Source organism: Catellatospora sp. NPDC049609 (assembly GCF_040675365.1).
Classification (GTDB): Bacteria; Actinomycetota; Actinomycetes; order Mycobacteriales; family Micromonosporaceae; genus Catellatospora.
In genome coordinates, this window is record NZ_JBFAOU010000032.1 from 25,030 (window position 1) to 45,453 (window position 20,424).

Sequence of the window (20,424 nt, forward strand, 5' to 3'; positions counted from 1 at the left end):
TGTGCACCCCTTCACAAGCGCCTACTCTGTTACCTCGACGTTCCCCGCTAGCACAGAGCCGTTCGGCCATGTGATCGGGGGTCTAAGCCTTGTTCGGCACGGAGTCTCATGAGTCAGCAGCGCACCGGTCACGAAGCCGGGATCACCGGCCGTGTCGGCGCGGTCACACCTTCGGCGGTCCCGGACTTCCCGGACCTTCCCGAAGCCACGGTGGCCCGCCTGCCCGAGTATCTGCGTGCCCTGCATCACCTCGCCGAGACCGGGCACGACACGGTATCCAGCGAGGGGCTGGCCAGCGCGGCCGGGGTGAACTCCGCGAAGCTGCGCAAGGACCTCTCCCACCTCGGGTCGTACGGCACCCGCGGCGTCGGCTACGACATCGAGCCCCTGGTCGGCCAGATCGAGTACATCCTCGGCCTGAACATGCGCCGCGCCGTGGCCCTGGTCGGCGTGGGTAACCTCGGCCACGCGCTCGCCGGTTACGCCGGGTTCGCCAGCCGCGGCTTCCGCATCGCGGCGCTGTTCGACGCGGACCTCACCCGGGTCGGCGAGCTGATCAACGGCATCGCGGTCCGCCACATCGCCGACATCCCCGAGGTCGTCAAGACCGAGGGCATCTCCATCGCCGTGCTGGCCACCCCCGCCGGTGCCGCCCAGGCCGTGGCCGACCAGCTCGTCGCGGCCGGCGTGACCAGCATCCTCAACTTCGCCCCGGTGGTGCTCTCGGTGCCGGAGCAGGTGGACGTGCGCAAGGTCGACCTCGCGGTCGAGCTGCAGATCCTCTCCTTCCACGAGCACCGCAAGTCGGCCCGCAACGGCGCCGACCCGAAGAGCTCCGCGGCCCGCAACGGGGCCGACCCGAAGAGCCCGGTGGCCCGCACGGCTCGGGTGGCTCGTGTGATCGCGGAGGCCGCCGGCGCCGTCAACGGCAGCTCGGTGGCCGCGCGGGGAGAGGTGGCCGCGTGAACCTGATCGTGGTCGGCGCGTCGTACCGGACCGCGCCGGTGGAGCTGCTGGAGCGGCTGTCCCGGGTCGACGGCCCGCAGGCGCTGCCGAAGCTGCTGGCCGGCGGCGAGCTCGCCGAGGCCGTCGTCGTCTCCACCTGCAACCGGGTCGAGGTCTACGCCGCGGTCCCCGCGTTCCACGCCGGGCTCAGCCGGCTCGGCGAGGTGCTCTCGGAGCTGTCCGGGGTGCCCGCCGAGCAGCTCGCGAGCACCCTCTACGTGCACCACGGGCAGGACGCCGTGCGCCACGTCTTCCGCGTCGCCGCCGGCCTCGACTCGATGGTCGCCGGTGAGGCGCAGATCCTGGGCCAGCTGCGCGAGGCGTACCAGCACTCCACCGAGGCCGACGCGGCCGGGCGGGTGCTGCACGAGCTGCTGCAGCAGGCGCTGCGGGTGGGCAAGCGGGCGCACGCCGAGACCGGCATCGACCACGCCCCGCGCAGCATGGTCAGCGCCGCGCTGGACCACGCCGTGACCGACCCGGCCGGCTGCCACCACTGGCTGGTCGTGGGCGCGGGCGCGATGGGCGCGCTGAGCGTCGCCGAGCTGACCCGCCGCGGCGCGGGCAAGGTCACCGTCGTCAACCGCGGCATGGAGCGGGCGCAGCGCCTGGCCGACGCGTACGGCTGCGCCGCCGCGCCCATGGAGCGGCTGCCCGAGCTGCTGGCCGAGGCCGACGTGGTGATCACCGCGACGGCGTCGAGCGAGCACGTGCTGACCGTGCAGAACGTCGGAGCGGCGCGCGCCGGCTCCGCCAAGATCCTGACTATCATCGATCTGGCGCTGCCGCGCGACGTCGAGCCTGCCGTCGCCGACCTCGACGGGGTGCGCCTCGTCGACGTCGCACGCCTGGGCACCGTGCTCGACCCCGCCTCCGCCGACGCCCCGGTCTGCTCCCGCTCGGCCGCCGACCGCGAGGTCGCGGCGGTGGAGGAGATCGTCGCGGGCGAGGTCGAGACGTACGCGAGCTGGCTGCGCGGGGCCGAGGTGGCGCCGACGGTCGCCGCGCTGCGGGCGCGGGCCGAGGACGTGGTCAGCGCCGAGCTGCGCCGGCTCGCCCAGCGCCGCAGCGACCTGACCGACGACCAGCGCGCCGACGTGGCGCACGCCGTGCACCGGATCGTGCAGCGCCTGCTGCACCAGCCCACGGTGCGGGTGCGCCAGCTCGCGGCCGAGCCCGGCGGCGAGGCGTACGCGCGCCTGCTGCGCGATCTGTTCGACCTTTCGGTGATCCCCGGATCGCCGGACCACACGACCGTGGCCGACGTGCCAGATTTGAAGGGGGGTGCCTGATGGGTTCGACAGGCGTGCTCCGGCTCGGCACGAGAGGCAGCGCCCTCGCGATGGCGCAGTCGCAGACCGTGGCCGACCTGGTCACCAAGGCGACCGGGCTGCCGGTCGAGCTGGTCGAGATCGCCACCGCGGGCGACCGCTCCAGCGCGCCGGTGCAGCAGCTCGGCGTCGGGGTGTTCGTCTCCGCGCTGCGCGACGCGCTCGCCGCGAAGGAGATCGACTTCGCGGTGCACTCGTACAAGGACCTGCCCACCGCGCCCGCCGACGGCCTGGCCATCGCGGCGGTCCCGGAGCGGGCCGACCCGCGCGACGCGCTGGTCGCCCGGGACGGGCTGACCCTGGCCGAGCTGCCCTCCGGCGCCGTCATCGGCACCGGGGCGCTGCGCCGCATCGCGCAGATCGCGGCGCTCGGCATGCCCGTCACCACCGTGCCGATCCGCGGCAACGTGGACACCCGGCTGCGCAAGGTCGCCGACGGCGAGCTGGACGCGGTCGTGCTGGCCCGGGCCGGGCTGGCCCGGCTGGGCCGCGCCGACGAGATCACCGAGATCTTGGACCCGATGCTGATGCTGCCCGCGCCCGCCCAGGGCGCGCTGGCCGTCGAGTGCCGGTCCGCAGAAACCGACCTGGTCGAGGCGCTGTCGGCGCTCGACCACCGGGCCACCCGGGCGGCGGTCACCGCCGAGCGGGCTTTCCTGGCCACGCTGGAGGCAGGGTGCAGCGCACCCGTCGCCGCGCTGGCCGAAGTGACCGAAGACGACGAGATCTACCTGCGCGGTGCGGTGATCAGCGTGGACGGGCGATTCGCCCTCCGGCTGTCGCGCACCGGAACGCTCGCCGACGCAGCGGAGATCGGGCGCGCACTCGCCGCCGACCTCCTCGAAGACGGTGCCGAGAATGTACTTGGGAGTGCAGAATGACCCGCACCCGTAAGCCCGCCGGGCACGTCGCGTTCGTCGGGGCCGGACCCGGCGACCCGGGACTGCTCACCCGCCGTGCGTACGACACGCTGCTCGAAGCCGACCACATCGTGTACGACCGCAGCGTGCCCGACGCGCTGCTCGACACGCTGAAGGCCGAGACCGGCGAGCAGACCGAATACAGCCCCGCCGAGGGCGTGCCGGGCGACGTGGCCAAGGTGCTGCTGTCGGAGGCGCGTTCGGGCCGCAACGCGGTGCACCTGGTGACCGGTGACCCCTTCGGCCACGACGCGGTGGTCAAGGAGGTCCAGGCGGTCGCCCGGACCAACGTGCGCTTCGCCGTGGTGCCCGGGGTGCCGCAGTCGGCCGGCGTGGCGACCTACGCGGGCGTGCCGCTGACCGGCGTACGCAGCGCCGCCGACGTCGACGACGTCACCATGCTGGACTTCGACGGCCTGGCCGCCGCGGTGCGGCACGGCTCGGTCGCGCTGGCCGTGGACGCCGGCGACCTGGCCTCGGTGCGCGACGGCCTGCTAGCCGCGGGCGTCGACGGCACCACGCAGGTCGCGATCACCGGCGACGGCACCGGCGACACGCAGTACACGACCACCTCGTCGGTGGACAGCTTCGTCGCCGCCGCGCTCGGCTTCAGCGGCCGCGTCGTGGTGACCGTGGGCTCCGGCGTGGCACACCTGGACAAACTCGGCTGGTGGGAGCGGCGGCCGCTGTACGGCTGGCGGGTGCTGGTGCCGCGCACCAAGGAGCAGGCGGGCGTGATGAGCGCGCGGCTGCGGGCGTACGGTGCCATCCCGTGCGAGGTGCCGACGATCGCGGTCGAGCCGCCCCGGACCCCGGCCCAGATGGAGCGGGCGATCAAGGGCCTGGTCGACGGCCGCTACGCGTGGGTCATCTTCACCAGCGCCAACGCCGTGCGCGCGGTGTGGGAGAAGTTCGGCGAGCACGGTCTCGACGCCCGCCACTTCGGCGGCGTGAAGATCGCCTGCATCGGCGAGGCGACCGCCGAGGCGGTCCGCTCGTTCGGCATCCAGCCGGAGCTGATCCCCGCGGGCGACCAGACCAGCGAGGGCCTGCTGGCCGAGTTCGCGCCGTACGACGAGATCTTCGACCCGGTGGGCCGGGTGCTGCTGCCCCGCGCCGACATCGCGACCGAGACGCTGGCCGCGGGCCTGACCGAGCGCGGCTGGGAGGTCGACGACGTCACGGCGTACCGGACGGTCCGCGCGGCGCCGCCGCCGGAGGAGATCCGCAACGCCATCAAGTCGGGTGGTTTCGACGCGGTCCTGTTCACGTCGAGCTCCACGGTGCGTAACCTCGTCGGCATCGCCGGCAAGCCGCACCAGCGCACGGTGGTGTCCGTGATCGGCCCGAAGACCGCCGAGACCGCGATCGAGTTCGGCCTGCGCGTCGACGTCCAGCCCGAGCACGCCTCCGTGCCCGACCTGGTCGAGGCGCTGGCCATGTACGCCGTCGAGCTGCGCGAGCGGCTCGCCGCGATGCCCGCCAAGCAGCGTCGCGGCTCCAAGGTGCAGGGCCCGACCGCCCTGCGGTTCCGCTAGGTCACGAGATCGGCGCGTCCTCGTTCACCAGGGAGGACGCGCCGAACCGAAGCCAGGGAGTGCCCGATGTCCTTCCCGAACGTGCGGCCGCGACGGCTGCGCACCACCGCGGCGATGCGGCGCATGGTCAGCGAGACCCGGCTGCACCCGGCCGAGTTCATCCTGCCGCTGTTCGTGAAGGAGGGCCTCACCGAGCCCTGCGCGGTGAAGTCCATGCCCGGCGTGCTCCAGCACTCGCGCGAGTCGCTGCGCAAGGCGGTCGCCGAGGCGGCCCAGGCCGGCGTCGGCGGCGTGATGCTGTTCGGCATCCCGACGGAGAAGGACGCGGTCGGCTCGGGCGGCATCGACCCGGCGGGCATCCTCAACGTCGCGATCCGTGACGTGGTCGAGGAGGTCGGCGACAGCGTCGTGGTCATGAGCGACCTGTGCCTGGACGAGTTCACCTCGCACGGCCACTGCGGCCTGGTGCGCCCCGACGGCTCCGTCGACAACGACGCGACGCTGGCGGCGTACGCCCGCATGGCGGTGGCCCAGGCCGCGGCCGGGGTGCACGTGGTCGGCCCGTCCGGGATGATGGACGGCCAGGTCGCCGTGGTCCGCCGCGCCCTCGACGAGGCCGGCTTCCGCGACACCGGCATCCTGGCGTACGCGGCGAAGTACGCCTCCGCGTTCTTCGGCCCGTTCCGCGACGCGGTCGAGTCGTCGCTGGAGGGCGACCGCCGCACCTACCAGCAGGACCCGGCGAACCTGCGCGAGTCGCTGCGCGAGGTGGCGCTCGACGTCGCCGAGGGCGCCGACATGGTCATGGTCAAGCCGGCCCTGCCCTACCTCGACGTGGTCGCCGCGGTGCGGGACATGGTCGACGTGCCCGTCGCGGCATACCAGGTCAGCGGCGAGTACGCGATGGTCGAGGCGGCCGCCGCCAACGGCTGGATCGACCGCGACCGGGCGATTATGGAGACGCTGCACTCGATCCGCCGCGCGGGCGCGCAGCTGATCCTGACGTACTGGGCGGTCGACGCCGCCCGCCGCCTGCGCGCGGAGTTCTAGCCGCGAGGCTGACGACGCGGCGCAACCTCACCACTGCTCGGGCGGCTCCGGGACGTGCCGATACTGCTTCACCCTGACCTCCCACTGGCTACGACGGCGCTGCGCGTCCCGCCGCCGCCGGTCGCGATAGAAGGTCTCCGGCGGCCGGGCCAGGCCGTACTTGTCGGCCCACCACTCGCCTGGTTCGGGGTCCAGGATGAGATCCAGGTGGGAGGGGTAACGGCGCTCGGCACCGTCGCGCATGTCGTCACGGTCCTCCATCGGGATCAGGACGCGCCCCAGATCGTCGACGACCGTCAGGTAGAAGCCGGCCGCGCCCATCAACCGGCTGAACACGGGCAGGCTGGGCACAAGCTCGCCGGCCTCGACCCGTCCGACCGTCGATCGGTGCAGGCGGGCGCCCTTGGCGAGATCGCGCTGGCTCAGGTCCGCCCGCCGCCGGGCGGCGCGGATGAGACCGGCCACGGGGAAGTGCCCGATCAACGGTGATTCGTCTCGTCCGGGGGACATGGACGCAGCCTCGCCCGCCGCCCCGCGTTCGGCAACCTCACCCGACGCGAAACTGTGGATAACCAGCGCCCTGTGGAAAACCTCAGGCTGCCGGCCCAGCCGTTGGCGCAGGCCGGAGTATCCGGCCAAGCGACTTTGCTCTGCACACAAATACGCGCGCGGCATTCGGTGCGTATTTGTGTGCAGAGCAAAGTCGATGGGGCCATGCCATCTCAGGGCGTGACTTGCGTTGCACAGAAGCGAAGCGGGGAGCGTTCAGCGAGCCGGCACGGAGCACCCGGCACGGAGCTGCGCGTCCGCGCCGATGCCGGCACGGGACCAGCGGCGCACGCCGCCATCGCGCGGCCGTGCGCCGTCCGGTCCGGCGAGCCGGGATCAGCTGCAGCAGCCGCCACCACAGCAGCCGCCGCCACCCGCCGGGGCGGGCGCGGGGGAGCCGGCGCCGCCGCGGCCGGCGAGGCCGACGGTGGTCAGCAGCTTCACGGTGTCGTCGTGACCGGCCGGGCACGGGGCGGGGTCGCCCGCCGCCGACATCGGCCGGTTCACCTCGAACGTGTCGCCGCAGGCGCGGCAGCGGAAGTCGTAGCGTGGCATCGGATCAGCTTATGCCCAGGCGTGCGGCCAGTTCCAGGACGTCGCCCTCGTACTCCAGCCACTGACGGTCGGCGATGAAGCCCAGCTCCTGGTTGACCTTGATGAGCGGCTCGTTGATGGCGGCGTTCCAGGTCTGCACCTCGGTCAGTTTGGGCTCGGCCGAGCGCAGCTCGAACAGCATGCGGGCCTTGATGGCGCGGCCCACGCCGTAGCCGCGGTGCCGGGGCACCACGACGGTGTCGTACTGGTCGGCGCGGCCGGGTCGCTGCGCGGGCACGACGACCTCGGTGAGCCCGGCGACGTCGCCGGTCTTCTCCTGGACCGCGACCACCACGTAGAGCTTGAGCCCGCGTGCGGCCAGGGTCTGCAGGCTGGCGCGCAGCCGCTCCGGCTCGTAGGAGCTCGGGCGCAGCTCCAGGTCGCCGAGGTCGACGTCGTCGCGCACCTCGGCCTTGGCGGCCGCGTACGGCGCCAGCAGGTGCTCCGGCGGCCCGTCGGGGTGGAACTCCAGCTGGTATCCGGCGCCCACGCCGCCGGCGAGGTCGCCGAGGGTGAACCAGTCGACCGTGTCGAGCCGCAGCACGCTGCGGATCTCGGTGAAGGCCAGCGTGAACCCGTACGACGCGTAGAAGTCGACCGCGGTGGTGCCGCCGGCGACCTCGACGCCCAGGGTGGTGAAACCGTGGCGCAGGGCCGTGCGGACCTGCTCGGTGAGCAGCGCGCGGCCGATGTTCTGGCGGCGCGCCTTGGGGTGGACCAGGATTTCGACGACGCCGATGTCCCCGAGCAGGAGGATGCTGCCGGCGCCCAGCGGCGGGACACCTCGCGCGGCGTCTCCCTCGTGCTCCTCGACCAGCCACATCAGCTTGCGTTCACCGGGCATGGTGACCGCCAGGTAGTCGCGCATCATGCCGTCTTGCCACAGCGGATCATCAGGCAGGTCGACCGCCGACACCTCGTTGAGGAGAGCGACCAGAGAGGTGATCTCAGTGGCGGCGGCGGTACGGGGATCCCATTCGCGCACCTTCACCCGTCCAGCTTGCACACTGGGAACGCTAAACGGAAGGGTCCCACCTGTCATCGTATGCAAACCATTACTCTGAGTGTCGATTGATGGCAGCTGTGGTGGCACACGGTAGTGTTATGGCCCGTTTCGCTGATCTGTGCAGAGACGTCCGGATGATTACACCTGACTGCTTCGACCGTACGCCTGCGCCGTGTCGTACACCTTCTGTAGGTATACCCCGACGTTGTTGTACGACAGCACCACGGACTTCCAGTTGGCGACCACCGACAGGTCCTTGCCCGAGGCGCACAGGTAGTACGCCGCGGCCAGCGACGAGTCGTCGAGGTCGTGCGGGTCGGCGAGCTGGTCGCTGTCCGCGTCCACCGCGTACGCCAGCCAGGTCGCCGGGATGAACTGCATCGGCCCGACCGCGTGGTCCCACTTCTTGTCGAAGTCGAGGGTGCCCGCGTCGGTGTCCGCGATCCGCTTGGTGTTCTTGGTGCCGTCCAGCGCCGGTCCGACGATCGGCGGCAGCGCCTTGGCGTCCTCGCCCAGCTTGGCGCCCTTGGTGCGGCCGTGGTCCGACTCGACCTTGCCGATCGCCGCGAGCGTGGTCCACCGCAGCTTGCAGGTGGGGCGGGTCGACGTCAGCACCCACTCGGCGTACGCGTACGCCTCCAGCGCCGTCACCGGCACGCTCACCTTCGGTGAGGTCGTCTCCGCCCACTTGCGGAACGCCGCCGCGGGACGGGCCACCGGGCTCGGGGAGGCGGTGGCCGTCGGCATCGGCTCCGGGCTCGGGCTCGGCGTGGCGCTCGCGGGCGCCTCGCTCGACGCGGCCGGTGCCGCGGCGGGCGGAGTGTTCGCGCCGCCCAGTGCGGGCACCAGCAGCGCACCGGTCGCGGCGGTGGCGGTCACCAGGGCGACCAGGGTGACCGCGATGGTGGTGAGCCGCCCGACGGGCCGCCGGGACTCCCGCAGCACGACCCTGCCGGCGTCCATCGCCGCCGAGCGCAGCCGCACCAGCGCCTCGCCGACGCTGACCGTCTCCCCGCCGGCGGCCGACTTCGCGGTCCCGGCAGCGGCCGTCTCCGCGGTCCCGGCAGCGGTCGACTCGGTGGTCGCCGCGGTGTCGGCCGTCTTCGTGCCGTCGGTCGCAGCGGGCGCGGCGGGGGGCTCGTGGCCCGGCGCCGTCGCCTTCGTCATGTCCTCCCCGTCACGCACGCGTCCGAGTATGCCTCGCCCACACCCGACTTGTCGTGCGCACCAGGTGTCCGTCGGGTGATCCGGTTGTGACCTGACGGACCACATCCGCCCCGCGGTGTCCTCGTTACGACCGTTGGCAGCACGACGCGAAGCTGATCGTCTGCATCGGTCCGAGGTGGTGGCACCTCGGGCGGCTCGATCAACCCGTTCTCACGATGTGCCATGCAGGTGGGGGTACGGCAGCATGAACCGCGACTTCCAGGGGGGCGGAGGTTATCCGCGCGTGCCGCAGCGTTCACACCTGCCGCGTGGGCAGGTGACGTTTCTGTTCACCGACATCGAAGGCTCGACCCGACTGGCCCAGATGCTCGGCGACGGCTACCGGCCGGTGCTCCACGAGCACCGGCGGGTGCTTCGTGCTGTCCTCGCGGCGGCGGGCGGCGTAGAGCTGTTCACCGAGGGCGACTCCTACTTCTTCGCCTTCGCCGACGCGGCGACCGCCGTCGCCGCCTGCGCCAGCGCGCAGCGCGCCCTCGACGCGCACACCTGGGCCGATCCGCAGGCGCAGCCGAAGGTCCGGATGGGACTGCACACCGGCTTCGCCGAGCCGCACGGCGGCGAGTACGCCAGTCCCGAGGTGCACCGTGCGGCAAGGGTCGCCGCGGCCGCGCACGGCGGCCAGATCCTGCTCTCCGCCTCCACCGCCGAGGCCGCCGCCAGCCTGCCCGACCAGGCCTGGCTGCTCGATCTGGGCCTGCACCGGCTGCGCGGCTTCGACGGCCGCGAGCGCCTGTTCCAGCTCGTCGCGCCGGACCTGGAGCAGCACTTCCCGCGGCCGCGCACCGAGCGCACCGCGCCGCACAACCTGCCCTGCCCGCTGACCTCGTTCGTGGGCCGCACCGCCGAGCGCGCCGAGCTGGCCGAGCTGCTCAGCGCGCACCGGCTGGTGACGGTGGTGGGCGCGGGCGGCGCGGGCAAGAGCCGGCTCGCCGTCGCGGTCGCGCACGACCTCATCGAGTCCTATCCGGACGGCATCTGGTCGGTCGACCTGGCCACGGTCACCGATCCGGGGCTGCTGGCGTTCACCATCGCCACGGTGCTGGGGCTGCGCCCGGAGCCGGGCCGGCCGGTCACCGAGACCCTGGTGGAGCACGCCTCCACCCGCAAGATGATGCTGGTGCTGGACACCTGCGAGGCGCAGGTCGGCGTCGTCGCGCCGCTGATGGCGCAGCTGCTGGCCGGGGCACGGGAGGTGACCGTGCTGGCCACCAGCCGCGAGCCGCTCGGCATCGCGGGCGAGCTGGTCTGGCGCATCCCGCCGCTGTCGCTGGCCCCGGCGGCCGGGGGCGGCGCCAGCGACGCGGTCACCCTGCTGGCCGAGCGGACGGCCGCGGCGCGCGGCGGCCGCGCGGTCGAGCCCGCCGAGCTGGTCGACCTGGCCCGGGTGGCGGCCCGGCTGGACGGGCTGCCGCTCGCCATCGAGCTGGCCGCGGCCCGGCTGCGCGTGCTGTCCGGCAGCGAGCTGGCGGCGCGCCTGCACGCCGAGCTGACGGCGGAGGAGACCGATCCGCTGCGGGCGCTGGACGCGGGCGCGCAGCCGCCCGGCGCGCACGCCCGGCACGCCACCATGCAGGCCACCGTGACCTGGTCCTACCGCACGCTCCCGCCCGAGGCGGCCCGGCTGCTGCGCTGGATGTCGGTGTTCGCCGGGCCGGTGCGGCTGTCCAGCGTGCAGTGGCTGATGGACGGCGACCCGCTCGACCCGCTGACCGTCCTGGTGGACAAGTCGCTGGTGCAGGCCGAGCCGGGTGCGCAGGGCACGACCTACCGCATGCTCGACCCCATCCGGGGGTACGCCGCGCGGCGGCTGGCCGAGCACGGCGAGGAGGCGGCCGCCCGGGACCGGCACGTGGCCTGGGCGCTACGCGCGCTGCAGAGCGTGGGCCGGGGTGCGGACGGGCAGCCGGTGACGCTGTCGCTGTACTCGATCGACCCGCTCGCGGCCGAGCTGCGCACCGCGCTGCGCTGGTGCGGCACCGGTGGCAGCGCCCGCTCGGGCCTGCACATCTCGTCCGGGCTGGACCAGTGGTGGCGCGAGCGCGGGCTGGCCCGTGAGGGCCGGCTGTGGCTGTTCCGCCTGTACGCGCGCCTGTCCGAGACCGGCGAGCGGGTGCCCGACGCGGAGCTGGCGCGGGCGTACCACGCGCACTCCGGGCATGCCGCGGTCGACGGGGAGTTCGGCGAGGAGCTGCGGTTCAGCCGCCGGGCCGAGGCGTCGGCGCGCCGGGCCGGGGATCCGGGGCTGCTGGCGCGGGTGCTGGCCGGGCGCTCGGGCGCGCTGCGCGACGCGGGCAAGCCCGACGAGGCCGAGACGGCCTGCCGCGAGGTGATCGCCTGGGCCACCCGGTACGAGGTGGCGCCGGACGCGCTGTTCGCCGTGTGCAACCTGGCCGAGCTGCTGTGGCTGCGCGGGGCGCTGGACGAGGCGGCGGCGCTGCTGGCCGCGTCGCGCCAGCTGGAGCAGCTGCGCCCGGCCGAGCGCGGCCGCCGCACGCTGGACCTGCTGCTGGGCATGGTGGCGCTGCGCCGGGGCGACCTGGTGGCCGCGCACGAGCACCTGACCGTGGCGCTGCGCTCGCGGATGGCGTACGGCTTCCAGGGCCGGGCCTGCGTGGCGATCAAGGCGATGGCAGCGCGCTGCGTGCAGGGCGGTGACCCGACGACCGCGGCGATGCTGTTCGGCGCGGCGGAGTCGGCCACGGTCCGGCTGCACTGCGGCCCGGGCATCTTCGCCGGGTACTGGACCGCGCAGCAGGAGGCGGCGCGGGCCGCGCTCGGCGACGCGGTGTTCGACGAGGCGTACGCCCGCGGCGCGGCGCTGTCGCTGGGGGAGACGGCCTCGCTGGCGCTGGCGGTGGAGCACCCGGACATGGCGGTGGACTCCAGCCGCTTCGCCGAGCTGCCCAGCGGCTCCTGAGCCCGCAGACGCGACCGCGCGGCCTTCCCGGAGACGGATCGGGAAGGCCGCGCGATCTTCCGCGTGGGAGCGGGCGTCAGTTCGCGGCGGCGCGCAGCGCGCTCTCCTTCATCTGCCGGGCCCGTTCGATGTCGGCGGCACTCACGGCGACGCTGCCGAAGGCCTTCACGGCCTGGTAGTACGTCCAGGCGAGGCTGGTGCAGGCGGGGCGCACGACCACGTTGTACGTGGCGCACTTGCGCTTGAGGTCCTCGTAGAACGCGCTGTCGAGGCGGGCCTTGTTCGCGGAGAACTGGCCCATCGCCTTGTAGTTGCGGTAGTTGAAGTCGTGCCGGTGGCACGCCAGCTTGAAGTCGAACCCGAGCGGGTTGTCCGGGCTGGACGAGCAGTAGTCGGTGCTCCAGTCGAACGCGTACGCCGCCCAGGCACCCTGGTTCTGCCGGGCGCTGTTCCAGGCGTTGTAACTGGTCACACTGGTTTGCGACCAGCTCGACATGACGGCCAGCTTCTCCGCGGCGGTCACCGCGGCGGCCGGGGACGCGAGCGCCAGCACGGCGATCAGCGCGGTCAGGGGGGCGAGCAGCATGCGGGGGCGGAACATGGCTTCACCTCGGCTGTTCGGGCTCGTCAGGGGTCCAACGAGCCGATCGACCCATGCGGGGGTATGCATCGGTGGAGCTGAATGTAGCCGTTGCGCCGATGTTTCGGAAGTGTTGATTTCAACCACCTTCCGGGCGGTGCAACCCCGGCGTGGACGCTCTACGTTCCCCGTGCGGAGACGACGGGGAGGAACCGCGTGAGGCGCGACGAGGAAGCCGAGTACCGGGAGTACGTGGCGGCGCGGCTGGACCAGCTGCGCCGGATCGCGTACCTGCTCTGCCACGACTGGCATGTCGCCGACGACCTGGTGTCGACGGTGCTGCTGAAGCTGTTCCGGTCCTGGCGGAAGGTCCGCGCGATCGAGCACCTCGACGCGTACGTGCGCGCGATGCTCACCAACGCCTGGCTGGACGAGCGCCGACGCCCCTGGCGTCGCGAGCGGCCGACGGCGGAGCTGCCGGAGACGGTGGCGGCGCAGCCGGAGCCGGACGGCGAGCGCGGGATCGGACGCCTGCTGCGCGAGCTCGGCCCGCGCCAGCGGGCGGTGGTGGTGCTGCGCTTCTACTGCGACATGTCGGTGGAGGAGACCGCGCGCCTGCTCGGCGTCTCCGCGGGAACCGTGAAGAGCCAGTCGACTCGGGGGCTCGAGACCCTGCGTGGCCTGGCAGTGAAGGTCTACTCGGGGAAGGAACGACGATGAACGAATACAGGCAGGACTTCGATGCCTACCTCGGCGAACCACCACGTACGTCGATCGATGTCGACAGGCTCGTGGTCGCCGGGCGGCGGTCGGTGCGCGTGCGCAGGCTCGCCGCGGCCTCCGGCGCCTTCGCGTGCTGCGCGGCGGTCGTGGCCGCGGTCACCGTGTTCGGGCGGCCGGTGGCGGCGCCGGTGCCGCCCGCGGCGCCGTCCGCGTCGGCCACGGTGTCGCCGTCCCTGTCCCCGGTCGCGGTCGAACCGGGGGAGCGGGTGTTCGCCGTGCTCCTGGCCGCCGTCGAGCGGGAAGCTCCGCAGGTCACCGGCTTCGCGAGCCTCCAGCGCAGGATGTACGAGTGCGAGCTGGTCATGTCGAAGCTGACCGGTCGGCTGATGCCCCAGAACATCCGTGAAGTGCCGTACGACGCGGCCCGTGCGGCGCAGGCATGCCCGCCACCGCACGGCAACGGGCCGGACCGGCTCATGTGGCAGGGGACGCTGCGCAAGGGCGGCAAGGCGTACCACGTCAAAGTCGAGGTGTATCGCACCGAGCACTTCGACCCGGGCGCGCCGCCGGTCAACGAGACCGACGCGAACGAGCGGCGGATCGCCGCGGAGAACGGTGAAGCGCCGCGCCGCGGACCGGACGGGGAGAGCGTGCTGGTGATGGACTACCTGGTCAACGCCACCAAGCCAGACGGCACCGGGGTCTTCATCACCTGCCGCGACCTGGACGAGACCGGCGCCTTCATGGTCCGCAGCCCGTTCACCGCCGACCAGCTCGCCGCCATCACCCTCGATCCGGCGCTGCATCTCTGAGCTGTCGGCCGGGCACGGCTGCGCCCCTGCCACCAACGGCAGGGGCGCAGCTGTCACCAGGGTGTGGAGCCGTTCGCCTCAGCTCACGGGACGAAGCGGGCCGGGCTGGGGAAGGACTCGTTCCACAGCCGGTCCACCGAGGTCACGAAGTACGTGTACCGCTGGCCGGGCACCGCGGTGGTGTCCGTGAAGGACGTGCCCCGGGTGGTGGCGACCAGGTGCGTCGCGTCGGCCAGCTCGCAGCCCGAGGGCAGCAGCTTCAGCCCGTCGAACCGGTACACCGCGTACGACGCGGCCTCGCCGAACGGGCCGGCGCCGTCCGCCAGCGGCTGCCACTTCAGCGCCACCCCGGCGTCACCGCGGTCGGCCTTGGTGACGACCGGGAACAGCAGCGGCTTGCTGGGCAGGTGCGTCATGGTCGGCACCAGCGCCGGCTTCGAGTAGTGCTCGGCCGCGTAGAGGTCGGTGGCGCCGAGCCGGTTGGCCCGCACCTGGACCGCGCTGAAGTGCACGTTGCCGGACACGTTGTAGTCGCGGTTGAAGTACAGGTGCTTGCTCATCTCGGCCGGGTCGAACCAGGCCGCCGGCTGGCCGGCCGTCGCGATCTTGTAGTCGGCCTGGCCGATGTAGAGCTGCGTGTTCGTGCCGGCGACCACGTCGGACCACCACGGCACGAGCTTGGCGTAGTCGGCCACGGCCAGCCCGATGTTCCAGTACACCTGCGGCACGATGTAGTCCAGCCAGCCCTCCTTGACCCACTTGCGGGTGTCGGCGAAGTTGGCGTCGTAGGACTGCGTGCCGTTGGTCTCCGAGCCGAGCGGGTCGGCGGCCTTGTTGCGCCAGATGCCGAACGGGCTGACGCCGAACTTGACCCACGGCTTGGCGGCCTTGACCCGGACGCTCATCTCGTGCACCAGCAGGTCGATGTTGTTGCGCCGCCAGTCCGCCTTGCTCGCGAAGCCGGCCCCGTACTGCTCGAACGTGGCCTGGTCGGGGAAGTCCTGACCGGCGGCCGGGTACGGGTAGAAGTAGTCGTCGAAGTGGACGCCGTCGATGTCGTAGTTCTCGACCGCGTGCATCATCGCGTCCTGCACGTGCCGGCGGACCTCGGGGATGCCGGGGTTGTAGTAGAGCCGGCTGCCCGCGGCGTTGACCGGGTAGGCCAGCGCCCAGTCCGGGTTCACCCGCGCCGGGTGGCCGGGCGCGAGGTTGTTGACGTCGGTGCCCGCGCCGAGCCCGCTCGCGCTGGTCGGCATCGAGATGCGGTACGGGTTGAACCAGGCGTGGAACTCGAGGTTGCGGGCGTGCGACTCCTCGACCAGGAAGGCCAGCGGGTCCCAGCCGGGGCCGACGCCGTCGCGCTTGCCGGTCAGCCACTCCGACCAGGGCTCGTACGGCGAGGGCCAGAACGCGTCGGCGGTCGGCCGGATCTGCACGATCACCGCGTTGTTGTTGAGCCGCTGGGCGAGGTCGAGCCAGCCGCGGTACTCGGCCTTGAGCTCCTCCTCGGCCTTGCCGGCGGCGCTCGGCCAGTCGATGTTGACCACGCTGGCGATCCACATCGCCCGTAGCTGCCGCTTGGGCAGTGCGGGGTTGAGCGTGCACTCCGCCGCGGCGGCGGGGGCCGGTGCCGCCGCGACCGGCTGCGCCTGGGCTCCGCCGGGAGCCAGCAGCGTGCCGAGCAGCGCCGTCGCGAATGTCGCCGCGATCAGTCTTCCGCGCATGAGAATTCCTCCGATAGGCATGTGCAGTACGAAGAAAACTTTCATCTCATGCTCAAGAACGCAAGCCCCTCGATCCTTGAGGTTCACGAACCGTGCTCACCTGCCGCTACCATCTTGCGGGCGGCGGGGGCCGCACCGGAAGACAGTGGGGAGCAGACATGTCCTACCCCGACCATCAGCGCGAAGAGCCCGACGGCCATCTGGACGACGCGTGGCGCCCCGGCGGCGAGCACGGCTGGACCGGGCAGCAGGAGCCCTCGGCCGACCCGAGATACGCCCAGCAATACGGATATCCCCAGCCATATGGAAGTTATCCACAGCATGGCGGCAATCCCCCACAAGAGGGTTTTCCACAGGCCGGGGGTCGATCTCCACACGGCGGGCACGCGCAGCAGGGCGGCTATCCACAGCAGGACCACCCCGGCCCCGGGGGTTATCCCCAAGCCGGTGGATATCCCCAGGCAGGGGGATATCCACAGCACGACGGGTACGGGCAGCAGGGCGGTCACGCCGCCTACGGCCGCCCCCCGGCATCCGGCGGCTACGGCGAGCGGGACGACTACAGCGAGCCCACCACCCCGATCGGCGGTCGGCCGCCGCAGACCTCCTCCGGCGGTCCGGGCGGCCACCGCGGCCACGATCAGCCGGACCCGAACCGGCCGGGCGGCCACGAGCCCGCCGGCTCCGGCGGATACCCGGCCGCCCCGCCGCCCGACCGGTACGCCGCCCTCGGCGGCCTCGGCGGTCCACCCGAGCCGGGCGGGTTCCTGGACGAGGTCCCGCCGGGCGGCTACGACGACCCGTTCAAGGACCACAAACCCCGCCAGCGCCGCCGTGAGCCGGAGCCACCGCCCCCGCCGCGGTCGCGCAAGGGATTGTGGATAACGCTGGTGGTGCTGCTGGTGCTGTGTGGCGGCGGCGCGGGCGCGGGGGCGTACTTCTTCCTCACCGACGTCAAGGGCAAGGCCGACGAGGCCGCCCGGATCACGGTGAAGGAGCCGCCGCAGCTCGGCGGCCGCGAGAAGAACGTCACGCCGGAGCTGGTGAAGCTGGCCGGTGAGATGCGCGACTCGATGTCGGCGGACCTGCCCGGCCTGACCGGCGCGGCGGCGGCCTACTACGGCACGCTCGAGGACAAGAACCTGGCCATGGTCTTCGCGGCGGCGGTGCTGAACCCGAACCCGGAGCAGTCGATGGCCGAGTTCACCAAGGGCCTGAGCGAGGCGCTCGGCATCGGCACGGAGTGGGCCGCGGTCGCGCCGGGGCCGCTGGGCGGCCTCGCGAAATGCACCTCGGCCGTGCTGGAGAAGATCCCGGTCGCGGTCTGCGTGTGGACCGACGGCGGCAGCCTCGGCTCGATCATCTACTACCAGCAGACGGCCGACGCCGTGCAGACGAAGTTCGCCGCCGACCGTGCCCAGCTGGAGACCCGGGCCGAGCCCGAGGAGTGACCGCAAGAACGAAGCTCCGTCCGCGCTGCCGAAACAGCGTGGACGGAGCTTCGACCGTCTAACGGAGCGGTTAGAGGATGGTCCAGGTGTCGCCGGAGTTGAGCAGCGCGGCGAGGTCCGCCTCGGGCTCGCCGGCCTTGGCCTTGGCCGCGTCGAGCTGGTTGCGCACCAGCTCGTCGTAGGACGGGCGGCGCACCGAGCGGAACACGCCCACCGGGGTGTGCCGCAGGTCCGGCCCGGCCAGCCGGGACAGCGCGAAGGCGTACGCCGGGTCCTCGGCGTGCGCGTCGTGCACCAGCACCTCGGCCGGGTCGACGTCGGCCTTGTCGCGCACGGCCAGCCCGAAGCTGCCTGCCGGGTGGGTGACCACGTGCGAGCCGTCGTTGCCGAGCGTGATCGGCTGCCCGTGCTCCAGCCGGATCAGGTACGCGTCGCGTGTCTCCGGGTCCTTGAGCACCTCGAACGCGCCGTCGTTGAAGATGTTGCAGTTCTGGTAGATCTCCACGAACGCCGAACCCTGGTGCTCGGCCGCCTGGCGCAGCACCGACTGCAGGTGCTTGCGGTCGGAGTCGATGGTGCGGGCCACGAACGAGGCCTCGGCGCCCAGCGCCAGCGAGATCGGGTTGAACGGCGCGTCCGCCGAACCGGTCGGCGTCGACTTGGTGACCTTGCCCAGCTCGCTGGTGGGCGAGTACTGACCCTTGGTCAGGCCGTAGATCTTGTTGTTGAACAGCAGGATCTTCAGGTTGACGTTGCGGCGCAGCGCGTGGATCAGGTGGTTGCCGCCGATGGACAGCGCGTCGCCGTCACCGGTGACCACCCACACGGTCAGGTCCGGGCGCGACACCGACAGGCCGGTGGCGATCGCCGGGGCGCGGCCGTGGATCGAGTGCATGCCGTACGTGTTGAGGTAGTACGGGAAGCGCGAGGAGCAGCCGATGCCCGAGACGAAGACCGTGCGCTCGCGAGGGATGCCCAGCTCCGGCAGGAACGTCTGCATCGCGGCCAGGATCGCGTAGTCCCCGCAACCGGGGCACCAGCGCACCTCCTGGTCGGACTTGAAGTCCTTCGCCGACAGCTGGACCGGCACCGCGTTAGACATTCTTGATCACTTCCTCGAGCATGGTCTCCAGCTGGGTGGAGGTGAAGGGAAGCCCACGGACCTGGTTGTAGCTCACGATGTCGACCAGGAAGCGCGCCCGGAGCACCTGCGCCAGCTGGCCCAGGTTCATCTCGGGCAGGACCACCTTGTCGTACGCCGCCAGCACCTCGCCCACGTTCTTCGGCAGCGGGTTCAGGTGGCGCAGGTGGGCCTGCGCGACGTGCACGCCCCGCTGACGCAGCGCGCGGGCCGCGGCGCCGATCGGGCCGTAGGTCGAGCCCCAGCCCAGCACCAGCACCTTGGCCTCGCCCGACGGGTCCTCGACCTCGAGGTCGGGCACGTCGATCGCCTCGATGCGGGCGGCCCGGGTGCGCACCATGAAGTCGTGGTTGGCCGGGTCGTAGGAGATGTCACCGGTCTTGTCGGCCTTCTCCAGGCCGCCGATGCGGTGCTCCAGCCCCGGCGTGCCCGGCACGGCCCACGGGCGGGCCAGCGTCTGCGGGTCGCGCAGGTAGGGGTAGAACTTGCCGTCGTCGCCGTTGGGGCCGGACGCGAACTCGACCTGCAGGTCGGGCAGCTCGCTGATCTCCGGCAGCAGCCACGGCTCGGAACCGTTGGCGACGTACCCGTCGGACAGCAGGATGACCGGGGTGCGGTACTTCAGCGCGATGCGGCAGGCCTCGATCGCGGCGTGGAAGCAGTCGACCGGCGACTGCGCGGCCACCACCGCGACCGGCGCCTCGCCGTGCCGGCCGAACAGCGCCATGCTCAGGTCGGCCTGCTCGGTCTTGGTGGGCAGGCCGGTGGACGGCCCGGCCCGCTGCACGTCCACGACGACCAGCGGCAGCTCCAGCGCCACCGCGAGCGAGATGGTCTCGCTCTTGAGCGCCACGCCGGGGCCGCTGGTGCTGGTCACGCCGAGCGCGCCGCCGTACGACGCGCCGAGCGCGACGCCGACCGCCGCGATCTCGTCCTCGGCCTGCACCGTGGTCACGCCGAACTTCTTGTGCTTGCTCAGCTCGTGCAGGATGTCCGAGGCCGGGGTGATCGGGTATGCCCCGAGCAGCACCGGCAGCTTCGCCTTCACGCCCGCGGCCACCAGGCCGAGCGCCAGCGCGGCGTTGCCGGTGATGTTGCGGTAGTTGCCCGGCTTCATCTGCGCCGGGGGCACCTCGTAGCGCACCGCGAAGCTCTCGGTGGTCTCGCCGAAGCTCCAGCCGGCCTCGAACGCGGCCTTGTTGGCGGCGACCAGCTCCGGGCGGGCGGCGAACTTGCGCTCCAGGAACGCCATGGTCGACGCGTGCGGCCGCGAGTAGAGCCAGCTCAGCAGGCCGAGCGCGAACATGTTCTTGGCCCGCTCGGCGTCCTTCTTGCTGATCGAGTGCTCGGCCAGCGCGCCCACGGTCATGCTGGTCAGGCCGACCTTGTGCACGTCCCAGCCGGCGAGGGAGTCGTCCTCGAGCGGGTTGCTGTCGTAGCCGACCTTGGCCAGGTTGCGCTTGGTGAACTCGTCGGTGTTGACGATGATCGTCCCGCCCTTGGGCAGGTCGGCGATGTTCGCCTTGAGCGCCGCCGGGTTCATCGCCACCAGCACGTTCGGCGCGTCGCCGGGCGTGAGGATGTCGTAGTCGGCGAAGGCCACCTGGAAGCTGGAGACGCCGGGCAGCGTGCCGGCAGGCGCACGGATCTCCGCCGGGAAGTTCGGCAACGTGGAGATGTCGTTGCCGAGCTGGGCGGTCTCCGACGTGAACCTGTCGCCGGTGAGCTGCATGCCGTCGCCCGAGTCACCGGCGAAGCGGATCACCACCCGGTCGAGCTGGTGGATCTCCTTCGCGGGATGCCCGGGCTCGCTGAGCTGGCCGGCGGGGCCGGTGCCCTCACGATGTTCGGCCACT

General features: G+C 72.3%; 17 protein-coding genes. 9 read left to right on the plus strand and 8 right to left on the minus strand.

Annotation, left to right across the window (positions count from 1 at the left end; translation table 11 throughout):
• Positions 1–108: 108 nt before the first annotated feature.
• From AB0J67_RS12290 to hemB, 5 genes are all read left to right on the plus strand, one after another.
• Positions 109–966 carry a redox-sensing transcriptional repressor Rex gene (locus AB0J67_RS12290; RefSeq protein WP_363480278.1) on the plus strand — a complete coding sequence of 286 codons (858 nt, stop codon included), beginning with the start codon at positions 109–111 and terminating at the stop codon, positions 964–966.
• On the plus strand, positions 963–2,297 hold the full coding sequence (locus AB0J67_RS12295) for a glutamyl-tRNA reductase (RefSeq protein WP_363480281.1): 1,335 nt from the start codon (positions 963–965) through the stop codon (positions 2,295–2,297). The genes AB0J67_RS12290 and AB0J67_RS12295 overlap by 4 nt, the downstream gene beginning before the upstream one ends.
• Entirely contained in the window at positions 2,297–3,217 is a 921-nt protein-coding gene (gene hemC, locus AB0J67_RS12300) for a hydroxymethylbilane synthase (protein ID WP_363480284.1), read from the plus strand. Before AB0J67_RS12295 ends, hemC begins: the two co-directional genes overlap by 1 nt.
• Complete coding sequence (locus AB0J67_RS12305; RefSeq protein ID WP_363480287.1) at positions 3,214–4,794, plus strand: uroporphyrinogen-III synthase; 1,581 nt, start codon at positions 3,214–3,216, stop codon at positions 4,792–4,794. Before hemC ends, AB0J67_RS12305 begins: the two co-directional genes overlap by 4 nt.
• Positions 4,795–4,860: 66 nt before the next feature.
• Positions 4,861–5,844 (plus strand): porphobilinogen synthase, encoded by a 984-nt coding sequence (gene hemB / locus AB0J67_RS12310; RefSeq protein WP_363480290.1) that lies wholly within the window; start codon positions 4,861–4,863, stop codon positions 5,842–5,844.
• A gap of 27 nt (positions 5,845–5,871) precedes the next feature.
• Here the strand turns inward: hemB and AB0J67_RS12315 are convergent, their stop codons facing one another.
• The 4 genes from AB0J67_RS12315 to AB0J67_RS12330 all read right to left on the minus strand — a co-directional run bounded on the left by AB0J67_RS12315 (position 5,872) and on the right by AB0J67_RS12330 (position 9,178).
• Positions 5,872–6,483: a helix-turn-helix transcriptional regulator gene (locus AB0J67_RS12315; protein ID WP_363480293.1), complete on the minus strand. Its 612-nt coding sequence runs from the start codon at positions 6,481–6,483 to the stop codon at positions 5,872–5,874.
• Positions 6,484–6,729: 246 nt separating this feature from the next.
• Positions 6,730–6,948 (minus strand): zinc ribbon domain-containing protein, encoded by a 219-nt coding sequence (locus AB0J67_RS12320; protein WP_363480296.1) that lies wholly within the window; start codon positions 6,946–6,948, stop codon positions 6,730–6,732.
• A gap of 4 nt (positions 6,949–6,952) precedes the next feature.
• Complete coding sequence (locus AB0J67_RS12325; RefSeq protein WP_363480299.1) at positions 6,953–7,978, minus strand: GNAT family N-acetyltransferase; 1,026 nt, start codon at positions 7,976–7,978, stop codon at positions 6,953–6,955.
• 153 nt (positions 7,979–8,131) lie between these two features.
• Entirely contained in the window at positions 8,132–9,178 is a 1,047-nt protein-coding gene (locus AB0J67_RS12330) for a lytic murein transglycosylase (RefSeq protein ID WP_363480302.1), read from the minus strand.
• A gap of 265 nt (positions 9,179–9,443) precedes the next feature.
• On the opposite strand from AB0J67_RS12330, the gene AB0J67_RS12335 reads away from it, so the two are divergent.
• Positions 9,444–12,137 (plus strand): adenylate/guanylate cyclase domain-containing protein, encoded by a 2,694-nt coding sequence (locus AB0J67_RS12335; RefSeq protein ID WP_363480305.1) that lies wholly within the window; start codon positions 9,444–9,446, stop codon positions 12,135–12,137.
• A 76-nt stretch (positions 12,138–12,213) separates the two neighbouring features.
• Here AB0J67_RS12335 and AB0J67_RS12340 read toward each other — a convergent pair whose 3' ends face one another.
• On the minus strand, positions 12,214–12,738 hold the full coding sequence (locus AB0J67_RS12340; protein WP_363480307.1) for a phospholipase: 525 nt from the start codon (positions 12,736–12,738) through the stop codon (positions 12,214–12,216).
• Between the two features lie 195 nt (positions 12,739–12,933).
• Here AB0J67_RS12340 and AB0J67_RS12345 point away from each other — a divergent pair, with 195 nt between their 5' ends.
• Together AB0J67_RS12345 and AB0J67_RS12350 are read left to right on the plus strand one after the other, a co-directional pair.
• Complete coding sequence (locus tag AB0J67_RS12345; protein ID WP_363480310.1) at positions 12,934–13,437, plus strand: SigE family RNA polymerase sigma factor; 504 nt, start codon at positions 12,934–12,936, stop codon at positions 13,435–13,437.
• The gene (locus AB0J67_RS12350) at positions 13,434–14,252 is read left to right on the plus strand and encodes a hypothetical protein (RefSeq protein ID WP_363480313.1); all 819 of its coding nucleotides are present in this window, start codon (positions 13,434–13,436) and stop codon (positions 14,250–14,252) included. Before AB0J67_RS12345 ends, AB0J67_RS12350 begins: the two co-directional genes overlap by 4 nt.
• 83 nt (positions 14,253–14,335) lie before the next feature.
• On the opposite strand, the gene AB0J67_RS12355 is transcribed toward AB0J67_RS12350, so the two are convergent.
• Positions 14,336–15,976 carry a family 10 glycosylhydrolase gene (locus AB0J67_RS12355; protein ID WP_363480316.1) on the minus strand — a complete coding sequence of 547 codons (1,641 nt, stop codon included), beginning with the start codon at positions 15,974–15,976 and terminating at the stop codon, positions 14,336–14,338.
• A 158-nt stretch (positions 15,977–16,134) separates the two neighbouring features.
• Between AB0J67_RS12355 and AB0J67_RS12360 the strand changes: the two genes are divergently transcribed.
• On the plus strand, positions 16,135–17,427 hold the full coding sequence (locus tag AB0J67_RS12360) for a hypothetical protein (RefSeq protein ID WP_363480319.1): 1,293 nt from the start codon (positions 16,135–16,137) through the stop codon (positions 17,425–17,427).
• Positions 17,428–17,497: 70 nt separating this feature from the next.
• Here AB0J67_RS12360 and AB0J67_RS12365 read toward each other — a convergent pair whose 3' ends face one another.
• Together AB0J67_RS12365 and AB0J67_RS12370 are read right to left on the minus strand one after the other, a co-directional pair.
• Positions 17,498–18,529, minus strand: coding sequence for a 2-oxoacid:ferredoxin oxidoreductase subunit beta (locus AB0J67_RS12365; RefSeq protein WP_363480322.1), 1,032 nt, complete (start codon positions 18,527–18,529; stop codon positions 17,498–17,500).
• Complete coding sequence (locus tag AB0J67_RS12370) at positions 18,522–20,354, minus strand: 2-oxoacid:acceptor oxidoreductase subunit alpha (protein ID WP_363480365.1); 1,833 nt, start codon at positions 20,352–20,354, stop codon at positions 18,522–18,524. Before AB0J67_RS12370 ends, AB0J67_RS12365 begins: the two co-directional genes overlap by 8 nt.
• Positions 20,355–20,424: the final 70 nt, after the last annotated feature.